This window comes from Caulobacter sp. UNC279MFTsu5.1 (assembly GCF_900114015.1).
In the GTDB taxonomy this organism is placed as follows: domain Bacteria; phylum Pseudomonadota; class Alphaproteobacteria; order Caulobacterales; family Caulobacteraceae; genus Caulobacter.
The window spans coordinates 1-17315 of sequence record NZ_FORN01000010.1 but is presented as its reverse complement, the minus strand read 5'-3'; the positions used below and the strand labels follow the sequence as shown (position 1 = coordinate 17315).

Below are 17315 nucleotides of genomic sequence, written 5' to 3'. Positions count from 1 at the left end.
ATCGGGAGAGGCGCTGATTGGCGTGGCTCAATGCGACGAACACGTGCCCCCTACGGGCCTTCGGCCGTCTTCCCCCGGAGGGGGAAGAGCCTCGCGCAGGCGGCTTCGGCCCCCATGGGGGCGGACAGACCGCGAAGCGGTCAGGTGGGGGCAGGTGTGAAGGGATCAGGCCGGCCCCGTCGCCACCGGCACGTCCTCGCGGCCGCCCCATTCCGTCCACGAGCCGTCATAGACCGCCGCCCGGGGCTTGCCGAGCCGGGCCAGGGCCAGGGAGACCACCGCGGCGGTGATCCCCGAGCCGCAGGTGGTGGCGATCGGCCGGTCGATATCGACCCCGGCGGCCTCGAACACGGCCGCCAGCCTGTCGGCCGGCAGCAGGGTCCCGTCGGGGGCCAGCAGGGCCGACAGCGGCACGTTGCGCGAGCCGGGGATGTGGCCGCCGCGCAGGCCGGCGCGGGGCTCGGGGTCGCGGCCCTCGAAGCGGCCGGCGGCGCGGGCGTCGACCACCTGTTCGCGGCCGGTCTCCAGGTTGCGCTTCATCTGGTCGAGCGACCGGACGATGTCGGCCTGGTAGCGGGGGGTGAAGTGGCGCTCCTGCGGGGTGACGGCCAGGTCCTCGACCGGACGACCCTCGGCGATCCACTTGGGCAGGCCGCCGTCCAGCACCACCACGTCCTCGTGGCCCATGGCGCGGAATTCCCACCAGACGCGGGCGGCCGGCAGGATGCCGCTGGTGTCGTAGACGACGATCCGCGAGCCGTCGCCCAGGCCCAGCTTCTTGACCCGCGAGGCGAACTTGATCGGCGAGGGCAGCATGTGCGGCAGGTCGGAGGTCTCGTCGGCAATGTCGTCGATGTCGAAGAACACCGCGCCTGGAATGTGGGCCAGCTCGTACTCGGCCTTCGGATCGCGCTTCGCGGCGGGCATGTGCCAGGAGCCATCGACGATGCGGACGTCGGGCGCGTCGAGGTGGTCGGCCAGCCAGGCGGTCGAGACGAGCGGATCGGTGTGGGTCATCGCAAAGCCTTTCGGGGCGTGACTCGCCCCTTGGAGAAGGCGGGCAAGATCACGCGATCGACGGGACGGGGCAAGGCTGCGTGAGGGCTGGCTTGATCAGGTCCGCGCCCAAATGGTTGTCATCCCGGAAAGCGCGCGGCGCTTGTCCGGGATCCAGGGCGACCGCACAGCTTCTACCCAGTCTCTTGGATCCCGGACAGCCTCTGCGAGGCTTCCGGGACGACAACCGTTTGGGGTGTTGAAAATCCCGGGGCGCTGAACCCTAAGGATGATGCTCGGCCAGGGAGTGCTCGCCAGCCTCCTGAACGATCTTGTCCTGCACGCGCTGGATGACCTCCAGCTTCTTGACGTTCTTGCCCGGGCAGGCGTGGGTCGTGGCCGGGTCTTCGCGGTGCAGCTTCATGCTGTTGGGGTCCAGGCCCAGCACGGCCGAGAGGCTGGCCATGGCGGCCACGGCGTTGTCGCGCACCGCCGCGCCGCGGCCGCTGTCGAAGGGATCCTTGTCGTAATCGCCCAGCATCTCGACGCCCAGGGCGATGCTGTTCCAGCTGGGCGAGTGGACGCCCGACACCGTCAGCGGCGTGAAGACCCAGATCTGCTTGTCGTCGACGAACAGGTGCGGCCCGGCGCTCCATTTCTGATTGTCGCGGTAATAGGCCTCGAGATTGGCGATGTGGGTCGGGGTGAAGCCTTGCGGCCTCTGGGCCAGCGAGGGCACGCCGGTGTTGTGTAGGGCGATGAACTTCGGCCGCCAGGCCGACCACGTCAGAGCTTCACAGTAGGTTTCGAAAGATTCCGGCGTGAAGCTCTTGCCGACGATACCCTTCCAAGCCATCAGGCCCTCCCCGGTGCGACTTGGGGGGATCCTGCACTGGATGGTTGAATTCCGCAACTTTTCGGTCAGTGGCGGACGCGGCGCCCGCATGCCGGGTCCGGCCTCACATCCAGGGCGGGGTCGGCAGGCCCTTCTCGGCCAGGAAGGCGGGGTTGAACAGTTTGCTCTGGTAGCGCGAGCCGTGGTCGCAGAGGATGGTCACGATGGTGTGGCCCGGGCCCATGGCCTTGGCCATGCGCACCGCGCCGGCGACGTTGATCCCGGTCGAGCCGCCCAGGCACAGGCCCTCGTGCTGCACCAGGTCGAAGACCTGCTCCAGCATCTCCTCGTCGCTGATCCGGAACGGGTGGTCGATCGCCAGGCCTTCGAGATTGGCGGTGATCCGGCCCTGGCCGATGCCCTCGCTGATCGAGGTTCCCTCCGACTTCAGCTCGCCGTCGGCGTACCAGCTGTACAGCGCCGCGCCGTGCGGGTCGGCCAGGCCGATCTTCACCGACGGTTTGCGGGCCCGCAGGGCGGCGGCGACGCCGGCCAGGGTGCCGCCCGAGCCGATAGCGCAGATGAAGCCGTCGACCTTGCCGTCGGTCTGCTCGAAGATCTCCGGGCCGGTGGTCTCGAAGTGGGCCTGGCGGTTGGCGACATTGTCGAACTGGTTGGCCCAGATCGCCCCGTTCGGCTCGGTCCTGGCCAGTTCCTCGGCCAGGCGGCCGGAATAGCGGACATAGTTGTCGGGGTTGGAGTAGGGGACGGCGTCCACCTCGACCAGCTCGGCGCCCAGCAGGCGGATGGCGTCCTTCTTCTCCTGGCTCTGGGTGCGCGGGATGACGATGGTGGTCCTGTAGCCCAGGGCCGAAGCGACCATGGCCAGGCCGATGCCGGTGTTGCCGGCCGTGCCCTCGACGATGCGCCCGCCCGGCCGCAGCAGGCCTTTGGCCTCGGCGTCGCGGATGATGCCCAGGGCCGCGCGGTCCTTGACCGACTGGCCGGGATTCATGAATTCGGCCTTGCCCAGGATCTCGCAGCCGGTGGCGTCGCTGGCGCGGTTGAGGCGGATCAGCGGCGTGTCGCCGATAGCGTCCAGGACGCTGGTCTTTACGGTCATCTCTTCAGTCCGGCCGGTCGGGAGGTGGCATGGTAGATCGTGATGCGCGGCCCTCAGGCAAGGCCAGTTTTCCTGAAGGCGGCCTTGGCGGTTTCAGCACAGGTTCAATCGATCCGCTGGGTGATGATCACGTTCAGCAGCGCCAGGGCGCCGTTCACGGAGGCGGCCGCGCACCAGGCGCCGTGCAGGCCCTCCACCTCGACCAGGTGGTTCTCGATGGCGTCGACCATGATGCCCTCGGCCACGGGGAACGAGGCGTCGCCCAGCAGCTGTTCGTCCTCCAGCTCCTTGCACCAGGCGGCGACCGCGTCGGTCGCGCTCGCGGCGTCGAACTGGGTGATGTAGGTGCCGCCGTGGAAGTCCAGGACCAGGGTGTAGAGGTTCATCGGCCGACCTCGGACGCGCTCGCGGAATGTACGCACACCGAAGGTCGGGATGCAGGGCCTGGTTTGCTAGGCCTTGACCGTCCTTAAACCCGGGAAAGGCCCAGCTGGATCACGTTGGTGCGTTCGGTGCGGAAGCCGGCTTCGCAATAGCTGAGATAGAACCGCCACAGCCGGCGGAACCGCTCGTCGAAGCCCAGGCCCTTGATGTCGCCCCAGGCGGCCTCGAACCGCGCGGCCCACTCGGCCAGGGTGTCGGCGTAGTTCTGGCCGAAGCGCTGGACGCCGGTCCAGGCCAGGCCGGCGGCGGCCGTCTCCTGCTTCAGGCGGGCCTCGCTGGGCAGCATGCCGCCCGGGAAGACGTAGCGCTGGATGAAGTCGGTGTGGCAGCGATAGCGGGCGAACAGCTCGTCGCGGATGGTGATGATCTGCAGGCCGGCCCGGCCGCCGGGCGACAGCACCTCGCGGATCTTGCCGAAATAGGTGGGCCAGTATTCCTCGCCGACCGCCTCGAACATCTCGATCGAGGCGACGCTGTCGAATTGGCCCTGGACGTCGCGGTAGTCGATCAGCCGGATCTGCGCCTTCTCGGCCAGGCCCTGGTCGAACAGACGGCGCTTGGCGAAGTCGTGCTGGGCCTGGGAGATGGTGACGCCGGTCACCCTGGCGCCGACCTCCTTGGCCGCGAACTCGGCGAAGCCGCCCCAGCCGCAGCCGATCTCCAGCACGTGCTGGCCGGGCTTGAGGTCGATCGACCGGGCCAGGGCCGCGTACTTGGCGTGCTGGGCCTGGTCCAGCGGCTGGCCCGGGGTTTCGTACAGGGCCGAGGAATAGGTCATGCTGGGGTCGAGCCAGCGGGAATAGAAGGCGTTGCCCAGATCGTAATGGGCGTGAATGTTCCGCCGGGAGCCGGCGCGGTCGTTGCGATGGAACAGGTGGTAGAGGCTGTTGATCGCCTGCATCAGCGGGTTGCCGCGGACCAGGGCGGTCAGCCGGTCGAAGTTCAGTGAGAAGGCCTCCAGCACCGCCGACAGGTCGGGCGTGTCCCACTCGCCGGCCATGTAGCCTTCGGCGAAGCCGATGTCGCCGGCGGCCAGGGCCCGGCGGATGAACCGGTAGTCGTGGATGCGGATCACCGCGTCCGGCCCCGGCGTCTTGCCGACGATGCGCAGCGGCTTGCCCGAGGGCAGGACGAAGGTCAGGTCGCCGGCCGCCCAGTTCTCCACGGCGACGCGGAGGGCGGCGCGGAAGGCGGCCGGGGCGCGACGCAGCTCGGGGTCGCGGGCGGTGGCCGGCCAGGTCGCAGGCAGGATATCGGTCATCGACGGTCCCATCCCTAACTTGATTGACGAAAGTAAGAACTCTCGGAACCGACCTGTAAATGGGGACGACGATCCGGCGGCGCGAGAAACGCCGGTCTCGCTCGGGGCCGCGACAGGCCTCGAGCGGATCATCTTGCCCCCGCCGCCCCCTGTGCCATAACGCCTTCATGTCCAGACGCGTCATCCTCGTCACCGGCGGCGCCGGGTTCATCGGCTCGAACATCGTGGCCAGGCTGTGCGAGGACGAGAGCCTCGACGTGGTGGTCTGCGACTGGCTGGGCGAGGCGGCGCAGAACAAGTGGAAGAACCTGGCCAAGTCGGCGATCGCCGACTTCGTGGCGCCCGAGGACCTGTTCGGCTGGCTGGCCCGGCGCGGCGACGAGGTCGAGCTGGTGATCCACATGGGGGCGATCTCGTCGACCACCGAGCCGGACGCCGACCTGATCGTGCAGTCAAACTTCGTGCTGTCGCGCGACCTGTGGCGGTGGTGCGCGGAACATCAACGCCGGCTGATTTATGCTTCTTCCGCGGCCACTTACGGCGACGGCCTGCAAGGTTTCGACGGCAAGGACGATCTGGAAAGCCTCAAGGCCCTGCGGCCGCTGAACGCCTATGGCTGGTCCAAGGCGCTGTTCGACATCTACGCCGTCCGCGAGGCCGCCCGCGGGCACGCCCCGACTCAGTGGGTGGGGCTGAAGTTCTTCAACGTCTATGGCCCCAACGAGGAGCACAAGGGCGGTATGAAGTCGGTGGTCTGCCAGATCTGGCCCAAGGTGGCGGCCGGCGAGGGCGTGCGGCTGTTCAAGTCGCACCACCCCGACTACGAGGACGGCGGCCAGCTGCGCGACTTCGTCTATGTGCGCGACGTGGCCGACGTGGTCGCCTGGCTGGCCAAGAGCCCGCACGTCAACGGCGTCTACAATCTGGGCTCGGGCAAGGCCCGCTCGTTCAGGGCCCTGGCCGAGGCCACCTTCCGCGCCGTGGGCCGCGAGCCCGACATCGACTATTTCGACATGCCCGAGGTGCTGCGCGGCAAGTACCAGTACTTCACCCAGGCCGACATGAGCCGCCTGCGCGCCGCCGGCTACAACGCCCCGATGACCTCGCTGGAGGACGGCGTCGAGGACTATGTGGCGGGGTTCCTGAACACCGACGATCCGTATCGGTGAGGATGTAGATCCCCCGTCGGTCCTCTCGGCGGCGATCGTCGGACAGGAACGGGCGCAAGGCCTAGCGCGCCGTCTCGCGCCCGGCCGCGGCTTCGTGTAACCAGGGCCCATGGGCGAGCGGTTCAAGGGTTTCAGGCGCTGGATCTTCGCGGGGGCGGTGCTGCTGCTGGCGCTGGTCCTGTCGGCGGCGTTCTACTGGCGCTACGACATCCTGCGCACCACGCTGGATCCCAAGGTGCCGTTCCAGACCTACGAGCCGCCGCCGGCCCCCGACTACGCCAAGCCCGAGGCCTGGGCCCTGCTGCCCCAGCACGGCGCGGCGAGCCGGGGATCGGCCGACGTGTTCTTCGTCCATCCCACCAGCTACGACGGCGGCCGCGACTGGAACGCGCCGTTCGATCAGCCCAAGGCGGCGCGCGACCTGGCGCGGGTGATGCTGCCCAACTACGCCGCGCCGTTCGCGCGGGTCGGGCGGATCTTCGCCCCGCACTATCGCCAGGCCAGCCTCTACACCTTCCTGACCCTGCGCGACGACGCTCGCGACGCCCGGCGCTTCGCCTATGACGACGTGCGCGACGCCTTCCGCCACTATCTCAGGCACGACAACGGCGGGCGGCCGATCGTGCTGGTCGGGGTGGAGCAGGGCGGCATCCTGGCCGAGCGGCTGCTGAACGAGGAGATCGCGCCGAACGTGGGGCTGCGCGACCGCCTGGCCGCCGTCTATCTGATCGAGACCGTGGTCCCGGCCGACGAGTTCGGCCCCGGCGCGCCCGTGCCGGCCTGCGGGGCGCGGGACCAGGCCGGCTGCCTGGTCGCCTGGGCCTCGCTGACGGACGGCGATTTCCAGCAGGTCCAGGAGCTGACCAATCGGTCGCTGGTCTGGAACGCCGGCGGCGAACTGGTCACCCTGGACGGCCGCCCGCCGCTCTGCGTCAACCCCCTGCTGGGCGCGCGCAACGAGATCCGCGCCCCGGCCAGGCTGAACCTCGGCGCGGTCAACGCCACCGGTCTGGAATGGGGATCCCGGCCGGCCCTGCTCAAGCGCCAGGTCTGGGCCCAGTGCGAGAACGGCCTGCTGCACACCGGCCGCCCGAAATCGACCTCGCTGCGCGACAGCGGCTCGTGGACGGACCGGCGCAAGGTCGACGGCTTCAACCTGTTCTGGGCGGACATCGAGGCCGACGCTCTGGCGCGGGTGGCGGCGCTGAAAAAGCGGGGGGCTGCGGCTCCGGCCGTTCCCAACTAGTCATTTCCCAGATCCGCTCACCCCGCATCATTCAGCGGCGAGGCGGCCTTCCAGTCGAACAGTTCCTGCAGCACCCGCACCGCCTGGCCGCGGGGCGAGGCCAGCTCGGGGTCGCGGGCCAGGATCAGGCGGGCGTCGTCGGCGGCCACGGCGATCAGGTCGCGGTGGGCGACGGGGTCTGCCAGCCTGTAGGCCGGGAAGCCGCTCTGCTTGAGGCCCAGCGGATCGCCGCCGCCGCGCAGTTCCAGGTCCTTCTCGGCGATCTCAAAGCCGTCGTCGCTGCGGCGCAGGATGTCCAGCCGTTGCTGGGCGGTCTCCGACAGCGGCGGGTCGTAGAGCAGCACGCACGAACTCTCGCGCGCCCCGCGCCCCACGCGCCCGCGCAGCTGGTGAAGCTGGGCCAGGCCGAAACGGTCGGCGTGCTCGATGACCATGATGCTGGCGTTGGGCACGTTGACCCCGACCTCGACCACGGTGGTGGCCACCAGCACGCTGACCTCGCCGTCGACGAAGGCCTGCATCACCGCGTCCTTCTCGGCCGCCGCCATCTGGCCGTGGACCAGGCCGACACGGGGGCCGATGGCCTGGCGCAGCGAGGCGGCGCGCATCTCGGCGTCGCGCAGGTCGATCTTCTCGGACTCCGAGACCAGCGGGCAGATCCAGAAGGCCTGGGCCCCGGCCTGGGCGGCGGCCTTCAGCCGTTCGATGATCTCGGGGATGCGCGGGGTCGGCGCGGCGCGGGTGGCGACCGGCGTGCGGCCCGGCGGCTTTTCATCGATGCGCGAGACGTCCAGGTCGCCGAACACCGTCAGCTCCAGGGTGCGCGGGATCGGGGTGGCCGACATGGCGACCAGGTGCGCGCCCGCCCCCTTGTCCTGCAGGCGCTTCCTCTCATTGACCCCGAAGCGGTGTTGCTCGTCGATGATGGTCAGGCCCAGGGCCTTGAACGCCACGTCGTCCTGGAACAGGGCGTGGGTGCCCACCGCCACGGCGGCCGAGCCGTCGGCCAGCTTGGCCAGTTTCGAGGCCCGGGCCGCGCCCTTGTCGCGGCCGGTCAGCAGGATCACCGCCAACCCTTGCGCCTCCAGCGGCGGGGCCAGGGTCTCGTAGTGCTGGCGGGCCAGGATCTCGGTCGGGGCCATCAGGGCCGACTGCAGGCCGCAGGAGGCCGCGTCGGCCATGGCCAGCATGGCCACCACCGTCTTGCCCGAACCGACGTCGCCTTGCAGCAGCCGGCCCATGCGCTCGCCGCTGGCCATGTCGCCGCGCACCTCCGACAGGGCGCGGATCTGGGCCCCGGTCAGCCTGAAGGGCAGGGCCTTTTCGACGGCGTCCGACAGCGGGCCGGCCTGGATGCGCGGGGCCGGACGCGAGCGCTTGCCGGCCTTGCGCTGGGCCAGGGCCAGCTGATGGGCCAGCAGTTCGTCATAGGCCAGGCGGCGGCGGGCGACCGACATCGGCGACAGGTCGATCTCGGCCTGTGGGCCGTGGGCCAGGGCCAGGGCCTCGCGCCAGGCCGGAAAGCCGCTCTTGGCCAGCCAGGCCGGATCCTGCCACTCGGGCAGTGCGGCGGCGCGCTCCAGGGCCTCGTGGGCGAACTTGCGGAAGGTGCGCGAGGGCAGGCCGGCGGTGGCGGCGTAGACCGGCTCAATCGGCGGGATGTCGGCGATCCGCTCGGCCTCGAGCAGGTAGTCGGGGTGAGCCACCTGGATCTCGTTGCCGAACCGCTCGACCTTGCCGCTGACGGCGCGCCGGGCGCCGACCGGATGCTGGCGCTCCAAGTGCGGGCCATGGCCCTTGAACCAGGTCAGGGTGACGAAGCCGTGCTCGTCCCAGGCGCGGATCCGCCAGGGCTGGCCGGGCCGCTGCGGCGGCAGGTGGGCGTCGATGACGACCAGGAAGGTCTGGACCTGGCCGTCGACGGCGCGGTCGCTGGTGGTGGCCGTCCGGCGGATCAGGCCCTGGGGCAGGGTGAACAGCACGTCGCGGACGATCGGCCCCGCCAGGCGCTCGACCAGCGGCGCGACGCGCGGCCCCACGCCCTTCAGCGTGGAGACCGGCGTGAACAGCGGAAAGAGAATCTCGGGGCGCATGCGGCTCCCACCATAGCGAAGCCCGCGACGGATGTGGACGCCGCTATGTTCTCTTTTTGTGCCGTTCGGGCATTTGGGGAAACTTGACCGTAAAAGGTCGGCCGGATCCCGGGGGGAGTGACGCCTCCGCCGTCCCCGGAAATCCGAACGCGGGCGCTACTCGCCCTTGTTCATGGCCGGCTGCAGCGCGGCCACGATGTCCTGCAGCTCGTCCGAGCGCGAGGCGCCCGAGACGTTCAGGCGGGTGTAGAGATACTCGGCCTTGTGCTTCATCGCCGCCTCGGGGAAGCGATTGCCGGCCCCGTGCAGGTTGTTGGCCTCGCCCGCGTAGACGACCGTTCCGGTCGCGTCGACGAAGACGAAATTGCCAGCGATCGTCGTCCGAGGATCGCGATCCTCGGCCAGCTTGTAACGGTAGACGGCGCCTGATGCGCCTTGCAGATCGATATAGGGTTTCACTGGACCTCGCCTCACAGCACACGGCGTCGGCGGAGAGGAGGTGAGGGGCGCCGGAGGCCAAATTATGACCTTAGGCCGCTCACCTTGCTGAGGAATCGCCGCGTACGCTCTTCCTTAGGCGAACCAAGCACTTCGGCGGAAGGGCCTTGTTCAATTATAACGCCGTCATCCATGAACAGCGTCCGATCGGCCACATCGCGCGCGAAGTCCATCTGATGGGTGACGATGACCATGGTCCGTCTCTCGGCGGCCAGGTCGCGGATCACGGTCAGCACCTCGCCGACCAGCTCCGGATCCAGGGCCGAGGTCGGTTCGTCGAACAGGATGACCTGCGGATCCATGGCCAGGGCCCGGGCGATGGCGCAGCGCTGCTGCTGGCCGCCCGACAGCTCGCGAGGATAGGCGTCGACGCGGTGGGCCAGACCCACCTTGGTCAGCAGGGCGTGCGCCTTGGCGTGGGCGGCGGCCGGCGTTTCGCCGCGCACCACGATCGGACCCTCGGCGACGTTCTGCAGGGCCGTGCGGTGCGGGAAGAGGTTGAAGCTCTGGAACACGAAGCCGACGCGGCCCTTCAGGGCGCGGGCCAGGGGCGGCTTGGCGCCCGCGGTGACGCCGGCCACGGTCAGGGTCCCGCCGTCGATGACCTCCAGCCCCGCCAGGCAGCGCAGCAGGGTGCTCTTGCCCGAGCCGCTGGGGCCGATGACCGCGACGGTCTCGCCGGGCGACACGGTCAGGTCGACGCCGTTCACGACGGCGGTGGCGCCGAAGCGCTTGATCAGGCCCTTGGCGTCGATCGCGCTCCCCAAGACCGGGCTCATCGGCGGCCCTCCGCCCGGCGTTCCAGCCGGGTCTGGCCCAGGGCCAGCAGGCTGGACAGGATCCAGTAGAGGGCGGCGGCCGCCAGGTACATGGCGAAGATCTCGTAGGTGCGGGCGGTGATCAGCTGGGCCTGGCGGAACAGCTCGGGCACCTGGATGGTGGCGGCCAGGGAGGTGTCCTTGACCAGGCTGATGAAGCTGTTGGACAGCGGCGCGACGGCGGTGCGGGCGGCCTGGGGCAGGATCACCCGGCGCAGGGCCTGGCCGCGGCTCATGCCCAGCACGCTGGCGGCCTCCCACTGGCCCTTGTCGACGGCGGCGATGGCGCTGCGCAGGATCTCGCCGGCATAGGCCCCGATATTGATCGAAAAGCCGATCCCGGCCGCCAGCAGCGGCGGCAGCTGCACGCCCAGCTGCGGCAGGCCGTAATAGATCAGGAACAGCTGCACCAGCAGCGGCGTGCCCCGGATCGCCGAGACATAGACCGCCGCCGGCCAGCGCAGCAGCGGACTCCGCGACAGCCGCATCAGCGCCAGGCCGAAGCCGATGACCAGGCCCGCGCCCATGCCGATCAGGCTGAGCAGCACGGTGTAGACCGCGCCTTTCAGGAGCAGCGGGGCGGACTGGAGGATGAGGTCGAGGGCGGCGTTCAAGTACGCCTCCCGTCGTTGTCGTCCCGGAAGCCTCGTAGAGGCTGTCCGGGATCCAGGGGCGGCTGCACTGCCTTAGCCCAGTCACCTGGGTCCCGGACAGCGCTACGCGCTTCCGGGATGACAACCGGGACGGTGACGATCACTTCGTCACGTCCTGCCCGAACCACTTCACCGAGATCGCAGCCAGCTGGCCGTTGGCGCGCAGGGCGTCGATGGCCTCGTCGACGGTGACCTTCAGGGCCGGGTCGCGCAGCATGGCCACGCCCATGCCCTGGCTGGCGAAGGGCGGACCGGAGGCGACGAAATCGGGCGAGGTCTTGACGAAGTCGGCCGCCACCAGCCGGTCGTTCAGCACCGCGTCGATGCGGCTGGCCTTCAGGTCCTGGTACTTGGTCGGGTCGTCGTCATAGGTGCGGACCACGGCCGCGGGGACGTTGGCCCGCAGCCAGCTCTCGTAATTGGTGCCCAGGCCGACCCCGACCTTCTTGCCCGCCAGGTCGGCCGGCGCGGCGATCCCCGCCTGGCCCTTGCGGACGATGATCTGGATGCCCGAGACCGTGTAGGGTCGCGAGAAATCGTACTTGGCGGCCCGTTCCGGCGTGATGGTGATCTGGTTGATCACCACGTCGATCCGCTTGGACTCCAGCGCCCCCAGCAGGCCGGCGAACGGTGAGGGGTGGAACTCGGCCTTGACCTTCATCTGGGCCGCCAGGGCCTTGGCGAAGTCGACCTCGAACCCGGTCAGCTGGCCGTCCTTGTCCTGGAAGTTGAACGGCGGATAGGTGCCTTCCAGCCCGATGCGCAGGGTCTTGGTCGCCTCGACGCGCTTGAGGCCGGTCTCCGCCACGTCGCCGGTCTTGCCGCCGCAGCCGGCCAGGGCGACCGCGCCGAGCGCCAGGGCGATCATCAGTTCACGACGGGCGGGGAATCGCATGCGAGCCTCGAAAGACGAAATCATCCGCGCATTTCTATACGCCCCGCGCGCCGCCGCCAGAGGCAAGCCTCGCCGCCGCCCCGCGGAATCCAACCTGACCGCGATTTAACCTGACGGCGCGCCTCGGCTCTGGCTTGCTGCGGGACCGCATCGTTGACCGGGGGATTTTCATTGGCTCTGTTCGATCCGGCCGCCGCCACCGCGGCCTATCTGGCGCAACTGCCGCCCGAGGCGCACGCCAAGGCCACGGCCTATACGCAGGGCGGGCACTGGCTGCTGCTGTGGGGCTTTCTGGTCTCGGCGCTGGTGTCGTTCCTGATCGTGCGCTGGGGCGTTCTGGCGGAGCTGCGCCGGCGGCTGGAGCGTCGCAAGGCCCGGCCCGTCTTGGTCAGCCTGGTGGTCGGCGTCGCCTATCTGCTGATCGACAGCGTCCTGAGCCTGCCCTGGTCGATCTATGCCGACTGGTGGCGGCAAAAGCAGTACGGCCTGACCAGCCAGGCCTTCGGTGGCTGGCTGGGCGAGCACGCGATCGGCACGGCGATCGGCGCGGTGCTGTTTGGCCTGTTCCTGACGGCGTTGTACGCCCTGATCCGCAAGGCGCCGCGCACCTGGTGGCTGTGGAGCGGCGGCCTGACGGCGGTGTTCATCACCACCATGATGGTGCTGGCCCCGATCTATATCGAACCGATCTTCAACCACTACACGCCCGCCCCAGCCGGTCCGGTGCGCGACCAGGTCGTGGCCATGGCCAAGGCCAACGGCATCCCCAGCGACAAGATCTTCGTCTACGACGGCTCCAAGCAGTCCAACGCCTACACCGCCAACGTCTCGGGCCTGTTCGGCTCGGCGCGGGTGGCGATGAGCGACACCATGTTCAAGCAGGGCGCGGACCTGGCCGAGGTGCGCGGCGTGGTCGGCCACGAGATGGGCCACTACGCCCACCACCACGCCCTGTGGATCGCGGGCGGCATGAGCCTGCTGGCCATCGTCGCCTTCTTCCTGGTCGACCGCCTGTTCGCGCCGGTCCGCGCCCTGATGGGCGGCGACACGATCAAGGGCCTGGCGGACCCGGCCGGCCTGCCGGTCCTGGCGGTGATCCTGGGCGTGCTGGGCCTGCTGGGCCAGCCGGTGACCAACAGCCTGATCCGGATCGCCGAAAGCGACGCCGACCACTACAGCCTGGCCCATTTCAACGAGCCCGACGGCCTGTCCAAGGCCCTGGTCAAGACCATCGAGTACCGCGCGGCGACGCCGGGCCGGCTGGAAGAGGTGCTGTTCTACGACCACCCGGCGGTGGGGAACCGCATCCGCCGGGCGATGGACTGGAAGGCGGCGCATCCGAAATAGGACCGGAGCAGGGCCGGGGACACGCACAAGTGCATGTCCCCGGTCGCTACCGCTTGCGCACGAACACCGTCCCGGCCGAATAGCCCGCGCCGAAGCTGCAGATCAGGCCCGTCTCACCGGCCGCGAAGTCGTCGCTGGCGGTGTGGAAGGCGATGATCGAGCCGGCCGAGCTGGTGTTGGCGTAGGTGTCCAGGATGATCACGTTCTCGCCGGGCTCGGGGTCGCGGCCCAGCACTTTTCGCGCGATGAGATCGTTCATGTTGATGTTGGCTTGATGAAGCCACAGGCGCTTGAGGCCCGTCGGATCGACGCCGATGTCGCCGGCGTGCTCGACGATCATCTCGCTGACCATCGGCACCACCTCGCGGAACACCTTGCGGCCTTCCTGCACGAACAGCTTGTCCTTGGCGCCGATCCCTTCCGGGGCCGTGCGGTTGAGGAAGCCGAAGTTGTTGCGGATGTTGTTGGAGAACTGGGTCTTCAGCCGCGTGCCCAGGATCTCCCAGCCGTCCTTGGCCTGGTTTTCCGCCTCCAGGATCACGGCCGTGGCCACGTCGCCGAAGATGAAGTGGCTGTCGCGGTCGGTGAAGTTCAGGTGGCCCGAGCAGATCTCGGGATTGACCATCAGCACGGCCTTGGCGCTGCCGGTGGCGATGAAGTCGGCGGCGGTCTTGATGCCGAAGGTGGCCGAGGAGCAGGCGACGTTCATGTCGAAGGCGAAGCCGTCGATCCCCAGGGCCTGCTGCACCTCGATGGCCATGGCCGGATAGGCGCGCTGCATGTTCGAGGCCGCGCAGATCACCGCGCCGATCTCCGAGACCGGCTTGCCCCAGCGCTCGATCGCCTGCCGGGCGGCCTCGACGGCCATCTCGGCCAGGATCGAGATTTCCTCGTTGGGCCGTTCGGGCAGGATCGGGCGCATGACCTCCGGGTCGACGATCCCGGCCTTGTTCATCACGTAGCGGGCCTTGATGCCCGAGGCCTTCTCGATGAACTCGGGCGAGGAGGGGGCCAGCGCCGCGACCTCGCCGGCGGCGATCGCCTCGGCGTTGGCGGCGTTGAAGCGCTCGACATAGGTGTTGAAGGCTTCGACCAGCTCGGTGTTCGAAACGCTGAACGGCGGGGTGTACAGCCCCGTGGCGACGATGACGGCTTTAGGCAAGGCGGCGGTCCCGGTGACGCTGGCGCGCCTCCCCTCTAAAGAGGTGCGGGCGCGTCCTGGCTCAGTTGGCCGATCCATAGCACGCCTGACGCGGGCGTCACGTTTCCCTGCGCGGCATCCAGGCCACACCCCGCCGCTTTCGACGCCGGACACGGAACGATTCCGCGCCGCCACAATCGCCACGGACATGTCGGGAACGACACGCAATGGCCCCAAACGGTCCCGGGAGGGTCCTATCGCCGCCCCAGGGCGTGGCTATCCAGGGCAGGCCGAGGCGCTCCCCCTGCCTCGCGCCAGTACCAAGGAGTACAACAATGAAAACTCTCATGTCGGCGGCCGTCCTGGCCGCGCCCGTGGTCGCCATGGCGGTCGCCGCCGCCCCAACCCTGTCCCACGCCCAGGACACCGGAGTCTACGGGACCCTCGGCTATGCCGGATCCCGCGCCGAGGGCGCCGACACCGGCGCCGTGCAGGGCCGTCTGGGCGCCAAGCTGACCCCGCACTTCGGCGTCGAGGGCGAGCTGTCCGGCGGCGTCAAGGACGACGACATCGACACCAACGGCGTGCGGTCCAACATCGAGCAGACCCACCAGGCCGCCGTCTATGGCGTCGGCTTCCTGCCCGTGACCCCGAAGATCGACCTGATCGGCCGCGTCGGCTACGGCAACACCCAGTTCAGGCAGACCCTGGCCGGGGCCGAGAGCAAGTTCGACGCCGACAGCGTCAACTACGGGGTCGGCGCCCAGTACAAGGTCGACGACAAGAACGGCGTGCGCGTCGACTACACCCGCCAGCAGTTCCGCGACAACGACGCGGCCGACGCCAACGTGGTGGCGGTGGGCTACGCCCGGAAGTTCTAGCGGGCCGTCCGGAACCAAGTCCTGAAACGAAGGAAGCGCGCCCCCAAATGGGGGCGCGCTTTTTGCCGACCGGTCGGCGACGTGCAGGCGACGGCCAGGCTTGGGGGACAGGACGCCCGGGAACGGCGGGGCGTAGACACCCAGGATGCAGGGACGGGGTCTCTGCGCCGGGCCGAACCTCGCCCTTGACGCTGGACCGGCGGAGCGTGACGCTGGCGTCAGGCATTCCGGGGAGGACGCGTTGCCTTGGACAAGGCGCTGTTGATTCAACTGCTTGGCTCGGCCGCCGCCGTCGGCCTGCTGGTCGCCCTCGCGGCCTGGGCGCGGATCCCGCGGCCGACCCCGCCGCTCGACGCCGACGGCGCCCGGGCCCTGCTGGCCGTGGAGTTTCCGGACGATCCGGTCGACGCCGTGTGGATCGCCGCCGACGGCGCCGGCCTGGTGGCGCGGTCGCGCGAGCGGGCCCTGATCGCCTGGCGCAAGGGCGACGGCTACGTGGCCCGCGACCTGCCGTGGTCCGCCGCCCTGGCCGCCAAGTCGGCCGACGGCGTCCTGGTCCTGAAGACCGCCGACGGCGCGCCCCGCCTGGCGCTGAAGGCGGGCGAGGCCTGGCCGCCGCCGGCGTTCGCCGCTGGGGAGGCCGCCGCGTGAAGACCTTCGACCCGGTGCAGGCGGCCGTCCCGTTCTTCGTGCTGGCGGTCGTCCTGGAGATCGTCCTGGCCCGGCTGGGCAAGGCCGACGCCCGCTACGAGGCCAGGGACACCGCCACCTCGCTGGCGATGGGCCTGGGCAGCAGCATCGCCGGCGCGCTGATGGGCGGGGTGATCTTCGCGGCCAGCGTCTGGGTCTACCAGCACCGGATCTTCACGATCCCGATGACCGCGATCTGGGCCTGGGTCGTCCTCTTCTTCGCCGAGGACCTGACCTATTACGGCTTCCATCGCCTGGCCCACGAGCGGCGCTTCTGGTGGGCCAGCCACGTCAACCACCACACCTCCACCCACTACAACCTGTCGACGGCCCTGCGGCAGACCTGGACGGGCGGGATCGCCGGGACCTGGCTGCTGTGGTTGCCGCTGTCGTTCCTGGGCTTTCCGCCGGCCATGGTCGCCATCCAGAAGGGGATGAGCCTGGTCTACCAGTTCTGGATCCACACCGAGGCGATCAAGCGCATGCCGGCCTGGTGCGAGGCGGTGTTCAACACCCCCTCGCACCACCGGGTGCACCACGCCCGCAACCCCCGCTACCTGGACGCCAACTACGCCGGCGTGCTGATCATCTGGGACCGGATGTTCGGCACCTTCATCCCCGAGACCGAGGAGGAGCCGTGCCGCTACGGAACGGTCAAGAACCTGGCCGGCTTCAACCTCTTCACCAACGTCTTCCACGAATGGATCGCCATCGGGAAGGACGTCGTCGCCCATCCGCGTCACGCCCTGGGCTACCTCTTCGGCCCGCCCGGCTGGAGCCACGACGGCTCGCGGGACACCTCGCGCACCCTGAAGGCCAAGTGGCGGGCGCGAGTGGCGAGGGAAGGAGCGGGGGCCGCTTCGACGGGCGGCTAGGAGTGGCAAACTGCCCCCTCTCCCATAGGGAGAGGGTTGGGGTGAGGGGTTACGGCGTCCGACGGAGCGCCGGCACACCGTCAAACCTCGTAACCCCTCACCCTCCCATCGCTTCGCGACGGGCCCCTCCCTCTCCCAAAGGGAGAGGGCGTATTTGGGTCGAAAGCCGAAATCAACGTCGCGCCAACAAGTGAACGCCACCAAAAAACTTCTCCCCCTCGCTCCTGGCGTGTTTCCTCAACGAAATCAAAGCTTCGAAATCACTTATCCTCCCCCTCCCGCGCCGCCGTATGATCAACTCACCTCGAGGCGATGGGGAGGGCGCTAAGGCCTGCGACCTTCGCGGCCTT

The 17315-nt window shown here is 69.3% G+C and carries 18 protein-coding genes; 7 read left to right on the top strand and 11 right to left on the bottom strand.

Annotated elements, in window-relative coordinates:
- Positions 1-165: 165 nt before the first annotated feature.
- The 5 genes from sseA to BM066_RS07875 all read right to left on the bottom strand — a co-directional run bounded on the left by sseA (position 166) and on the right by BM066_RS07875 (position 4659).
- Positions 166-1017 (bottom strand): 3-mercaptopyruvate sulfurtransferase, encoded by an 852-nt coding sequence (sseA, locus tag BM066_RS07895; protein WP_089926012.1) that lies wholly within the window; start codon positions 1015-1017, stop codon positions 166-168.
- 262 nt (positions 1018-1279) lie between these two features.
- On the bottom strand, positions 1280-1852 hold the full coding sequence (locus BM066_RS07890) for an N-acetylmuramoyl-L-alanine amidase (protein WP_177218401.1): 573 nt from the start codon (positions 1850-1852) through the stop codon (positions 1280-1282).
- 103 nt (positions 1853-1955) lie between these two features.
- Positions 1956-2954 (bottom strand): cysteine synthase A, encoded by a 999-nt coding sequence (locus BM066_RS07885; RefSeq protein WP_089926006.1) that lies wholly within the window; start codon positions 2952-2954, stop codon positions 1956-1958.
- Positions 2955-3058: 104 nt separating this feature from the next.
- Positions 3059-3340, bottom strand: a complete 282-nt coding sequence (locus tag BM066_RS07880) for a hypothetical protein (RefSeq protein ID WP_089926003.1) — start codon at positions 3338-3340, stop codon at positions 3059-3061.
- A gap of 83 nt (positions 3341-3423) precedes the next feature.
- Positions 3424-4659, bottom strand: a complete 1236-nt coding sequence (locus tag BM066_RS07875; protein WP_089926192.1) for an SAM-dependent methyltransferase — start codon at positions 4657-4659, stop codon at positions 3424-3426.
- A 167-nt stretch (positions 4660-4826) separates the two neighbouring features.
- Here BM066_RS07875 and rfaD point away from each other — a divergent pair, with 167 nt between their 5' ends.
- Together rfaD and BM066_RS07865 are read left to right on the top strand one after the other, a co-directional pair.
- On the top strand, positions 4827-5828 hold the full coding sequence (rfaD, locus tag BM066_RS07870; protein WP_089926001.1) for an ADP-glyceromanno-heptose 6-epimerase: 1002 nt from the start codon (positions 4827-4829) through the stop codon (positions 5826-5828).
- 109 nt (positions 5829-5937) lie between these two features.
- Positions 5938-7074 carry a DUF3089 domain-containing protein gene (locus tag BM066_RS07865; RefSeq protein WP_089925997.1) on the top strand — a complete coding sequence of 379 codons (1137 nt, stop codon included), beginning with the start codon at positions 5938-5940 and terminating at the stop codon, positions 7072-7074.
- Between the two features lie 17 nt (positions 7075-7091).
- Here the strand turns inward: BM066_RS07865 and recG are convergent, their stop codons facing one another.
- The 5 genes from recG to tcyJ form a co-directional block, all read right to left on the bottom strand.
- On the bottom strand, positions 7092-9167 hold the full coding sequence (gene recG / locus BM066_RS07860; protein ID WP_089925994.1) for an ATP-dependent DNA helicase RecG: 2076 nt from the start codon (positions 9165-9167) through the stop codon (positions 7092-7094).
- Between the two features lie 156 nt (positions 9168-9323).
- Positions 9324-9626, bottom strand: a complete 303-nt coding sequence (locus BM066_RS07855; RefSeq protein WP_089925990.1) for a hypothetical protein — start codon at positions 9624-9626, stop codon at positions 9324-9326.
- Between the two features lie 62 nt (positions 9627-9688).
- Positions 9689-10444, bottom strand: a complete 756-nt coding sequence (locus tag BM066_RS07850) for an amino acid ABC transporter ATP-binding protein (RefSeq protein ID WP_089925987.1) — start codon at positions 10442-10444, stop codon at positions 9689-9691.
- Positions 10441-11097 (bottom strand): cystine ABC transporter permease, encoded by a 657-nt coding sequence (gene tcyL, locus BM066_RS07845; RefSeq protein ID WP_089925983.1) that lies wholly within the window; start codon positions 11095-11097, stop codon positions 10441-10443. The genes BM066_RS07850 and tcyL overlap by 4 nt, the downstream gene beginning before the upstream one ends.
- A 139-nt stretch (positions 11098-11236) precedes the next feature.
- Positions 11237-12031: a cystine ABC transporter substrate-binding protein gene (tcyJ, locus tag BM066_RS07840; protein ID WP_089925980.1), complete on the bottom strand. Its 795-nt coding sequence runs from the start codon at positions 12029-12031 to the stop codon at positions 11237-11239.
- A gap of 171 nt (positions 12032-12202) precedes the next feature.
- On the opposite strand from tcyJ, the gene BM066_RS07835 reads away from it, so the two are divergent.
- Positions 12203-13378, top strand: a complete 1176-nt coding sequence (locus tag BM066_RS07835) for a M48 family metallopeptidase (RefSeq protein ID WP_089925978.1) — start codon at positions 12203-12205, stop codon at positions 13376-13378.
- Positions 13379-13424: 46 nt separating this feature from the next.
- Here the strand turns inward: BM066_RS07835 and BM066_RS07830 are convergent, their stop codons facing one another.
- Entirely contained in the window at positions 13425-14540 is a 1116-nt protein-coding gene (locus BM066_RS07830; RefSeq protein WP_089925975.1) for a beta-ketoacyl-ACP synthase III, read from the bottom strand.
- A gap of 314 nt (positions 14541-14854) precedes the next feature.
- Between BM066_RS07830 and BM066_RS07825 the strand changes: the two genes are divergently transcribed.
- The 4 genes from BM066_RS07825 (at position 14855) to BM066_RS26945 (ending at position 17159) form a co-directional block, all read left to right on the top strand.
- Entirely contained in the window at positions 14855-15400 is a 546-nt protein-coding gene (locus tag BM066_RS07825) for a porin family protein (RefSeq protein ID WP_089925972.1), read from the top strand.
- Between the two features lie 261 nt (positions 15401-15661).
- Positions 15662-16051: a hypothetical protein gene (locus BM066_RS07820; protein WP_369823237.1), complete on the top strand. Its 390-nt coding sequence runs from the start codon at positions 15662-15664 to the stop codon at positions 16049-16051.
- On the top strand, positions 16048-16965 hold the full coding sequence (locus BM066_RS07815; RefSeq protein ID WP_089925966.1) for a sterol desaturase family protein: 918 nt from the start codon (positions 16048-16050) through the stop codon (positions 16963-16965). Before BM066_RS07820 ends, BM066_RS07815 begins: the two co-directional genes overlap by 4 nt.
- Before the next feature lie 2 nt (positions 16966-16967).
- Complete coding sequence (locus BM066_RS26945; RefSeq protein ID WP_369823236.1) at positions 16968-17159, top strand: hypothetical protein; 192 nt, start codon at positions 16968-16970, stop codon at positions 17157-17159.
- Positions 17160-17315: the final 156 nt, after the last annotated feature.

What these genes read in the sequence shown, in the direction of transcription:
- BM066_RS07890 (WP_177218401.1), bottom strand. Translation starts at nt 1,852, where the DNA reads ATGGCTTGGAAGGGTATCGTCGGCAAGAGCTTCACGCCGGAATCTTTC.
- BM066_RS07880 (WP_089926003.1), bottom strand. Translation starts at nt 3,340, where the DNA reads ATGAACCTCTACACCCTGGTCCTGGACTTCCACGGCGGCACCTACATC.
- tcyJ (WP_089925980.1), bottom strand. Translation starts at nt 12,031, where the DNA reads ATGCGATTCCCCGCCCGTCGTGAACTGATGATCGCCCTGGCGCTCGGC.
- BM066_RS07850 (WP_089925987.1), bottom strand. Translation starts at nt 10,444, where the DNA reads ATGAGCCCGGTCTTGGGGAGCGCGATCGACGCCAAGGGCCTGATCAAG.
- BM066_RS07825 (WP_089925972.1), top strand. Translation starts at nt 14,855, where the DNA reads ATGAAAACTCTCATGTCGGCGGCCGTCCTGGCCGCGCCCGTGGTCGCC.
- BM066_RS07885 (WP_089926006.1), bottom strand. Translation starts at nt 2,954, where the DNA reads ATGACCGTAAAGACCAGCGTCCTGGACGCTATCGGCGACACGCCGCTG.
- BM066_RS07875 (WP_089926192.1), bottom strand. Translation starts at nt 4,659, where the DNA reads ATGACCGATATCCTGCCTGCGACCTGGCCGGCCACCGCCCGCGACCCC.
- recG (WP_089925994.1), bottom strand. Translation starts at nt 9,167, where the DNA reads ATGCGCCCCGAGATTCTCTTTCCGCTGTTCACGCCGGTCTCCACGCTG.
- rfaD (WP_089926001.1), top strand. Translation starts at nt 4,827, where the DNA reads ATGTCCAGACGCGTCATCCTCGTCACCGGCGGCGCCGGGTTCATCGGC.
- BM066_RS07865 (WP_089925997.1), top strand. Translation starts at nt 5,938, where the DNA reads ATGGGCGAGCGGTTCAAGGGTTTCAGGCGCTGGATCTTCGCGGGGGCG.
- sseA (WP_089926012.1), bottom strand. Translation starts at nt 1,017, where the DNA reads ATGACCCACACCGATCCGCTCGTCTCGACCGCCTGGCTGGCCGACCAC.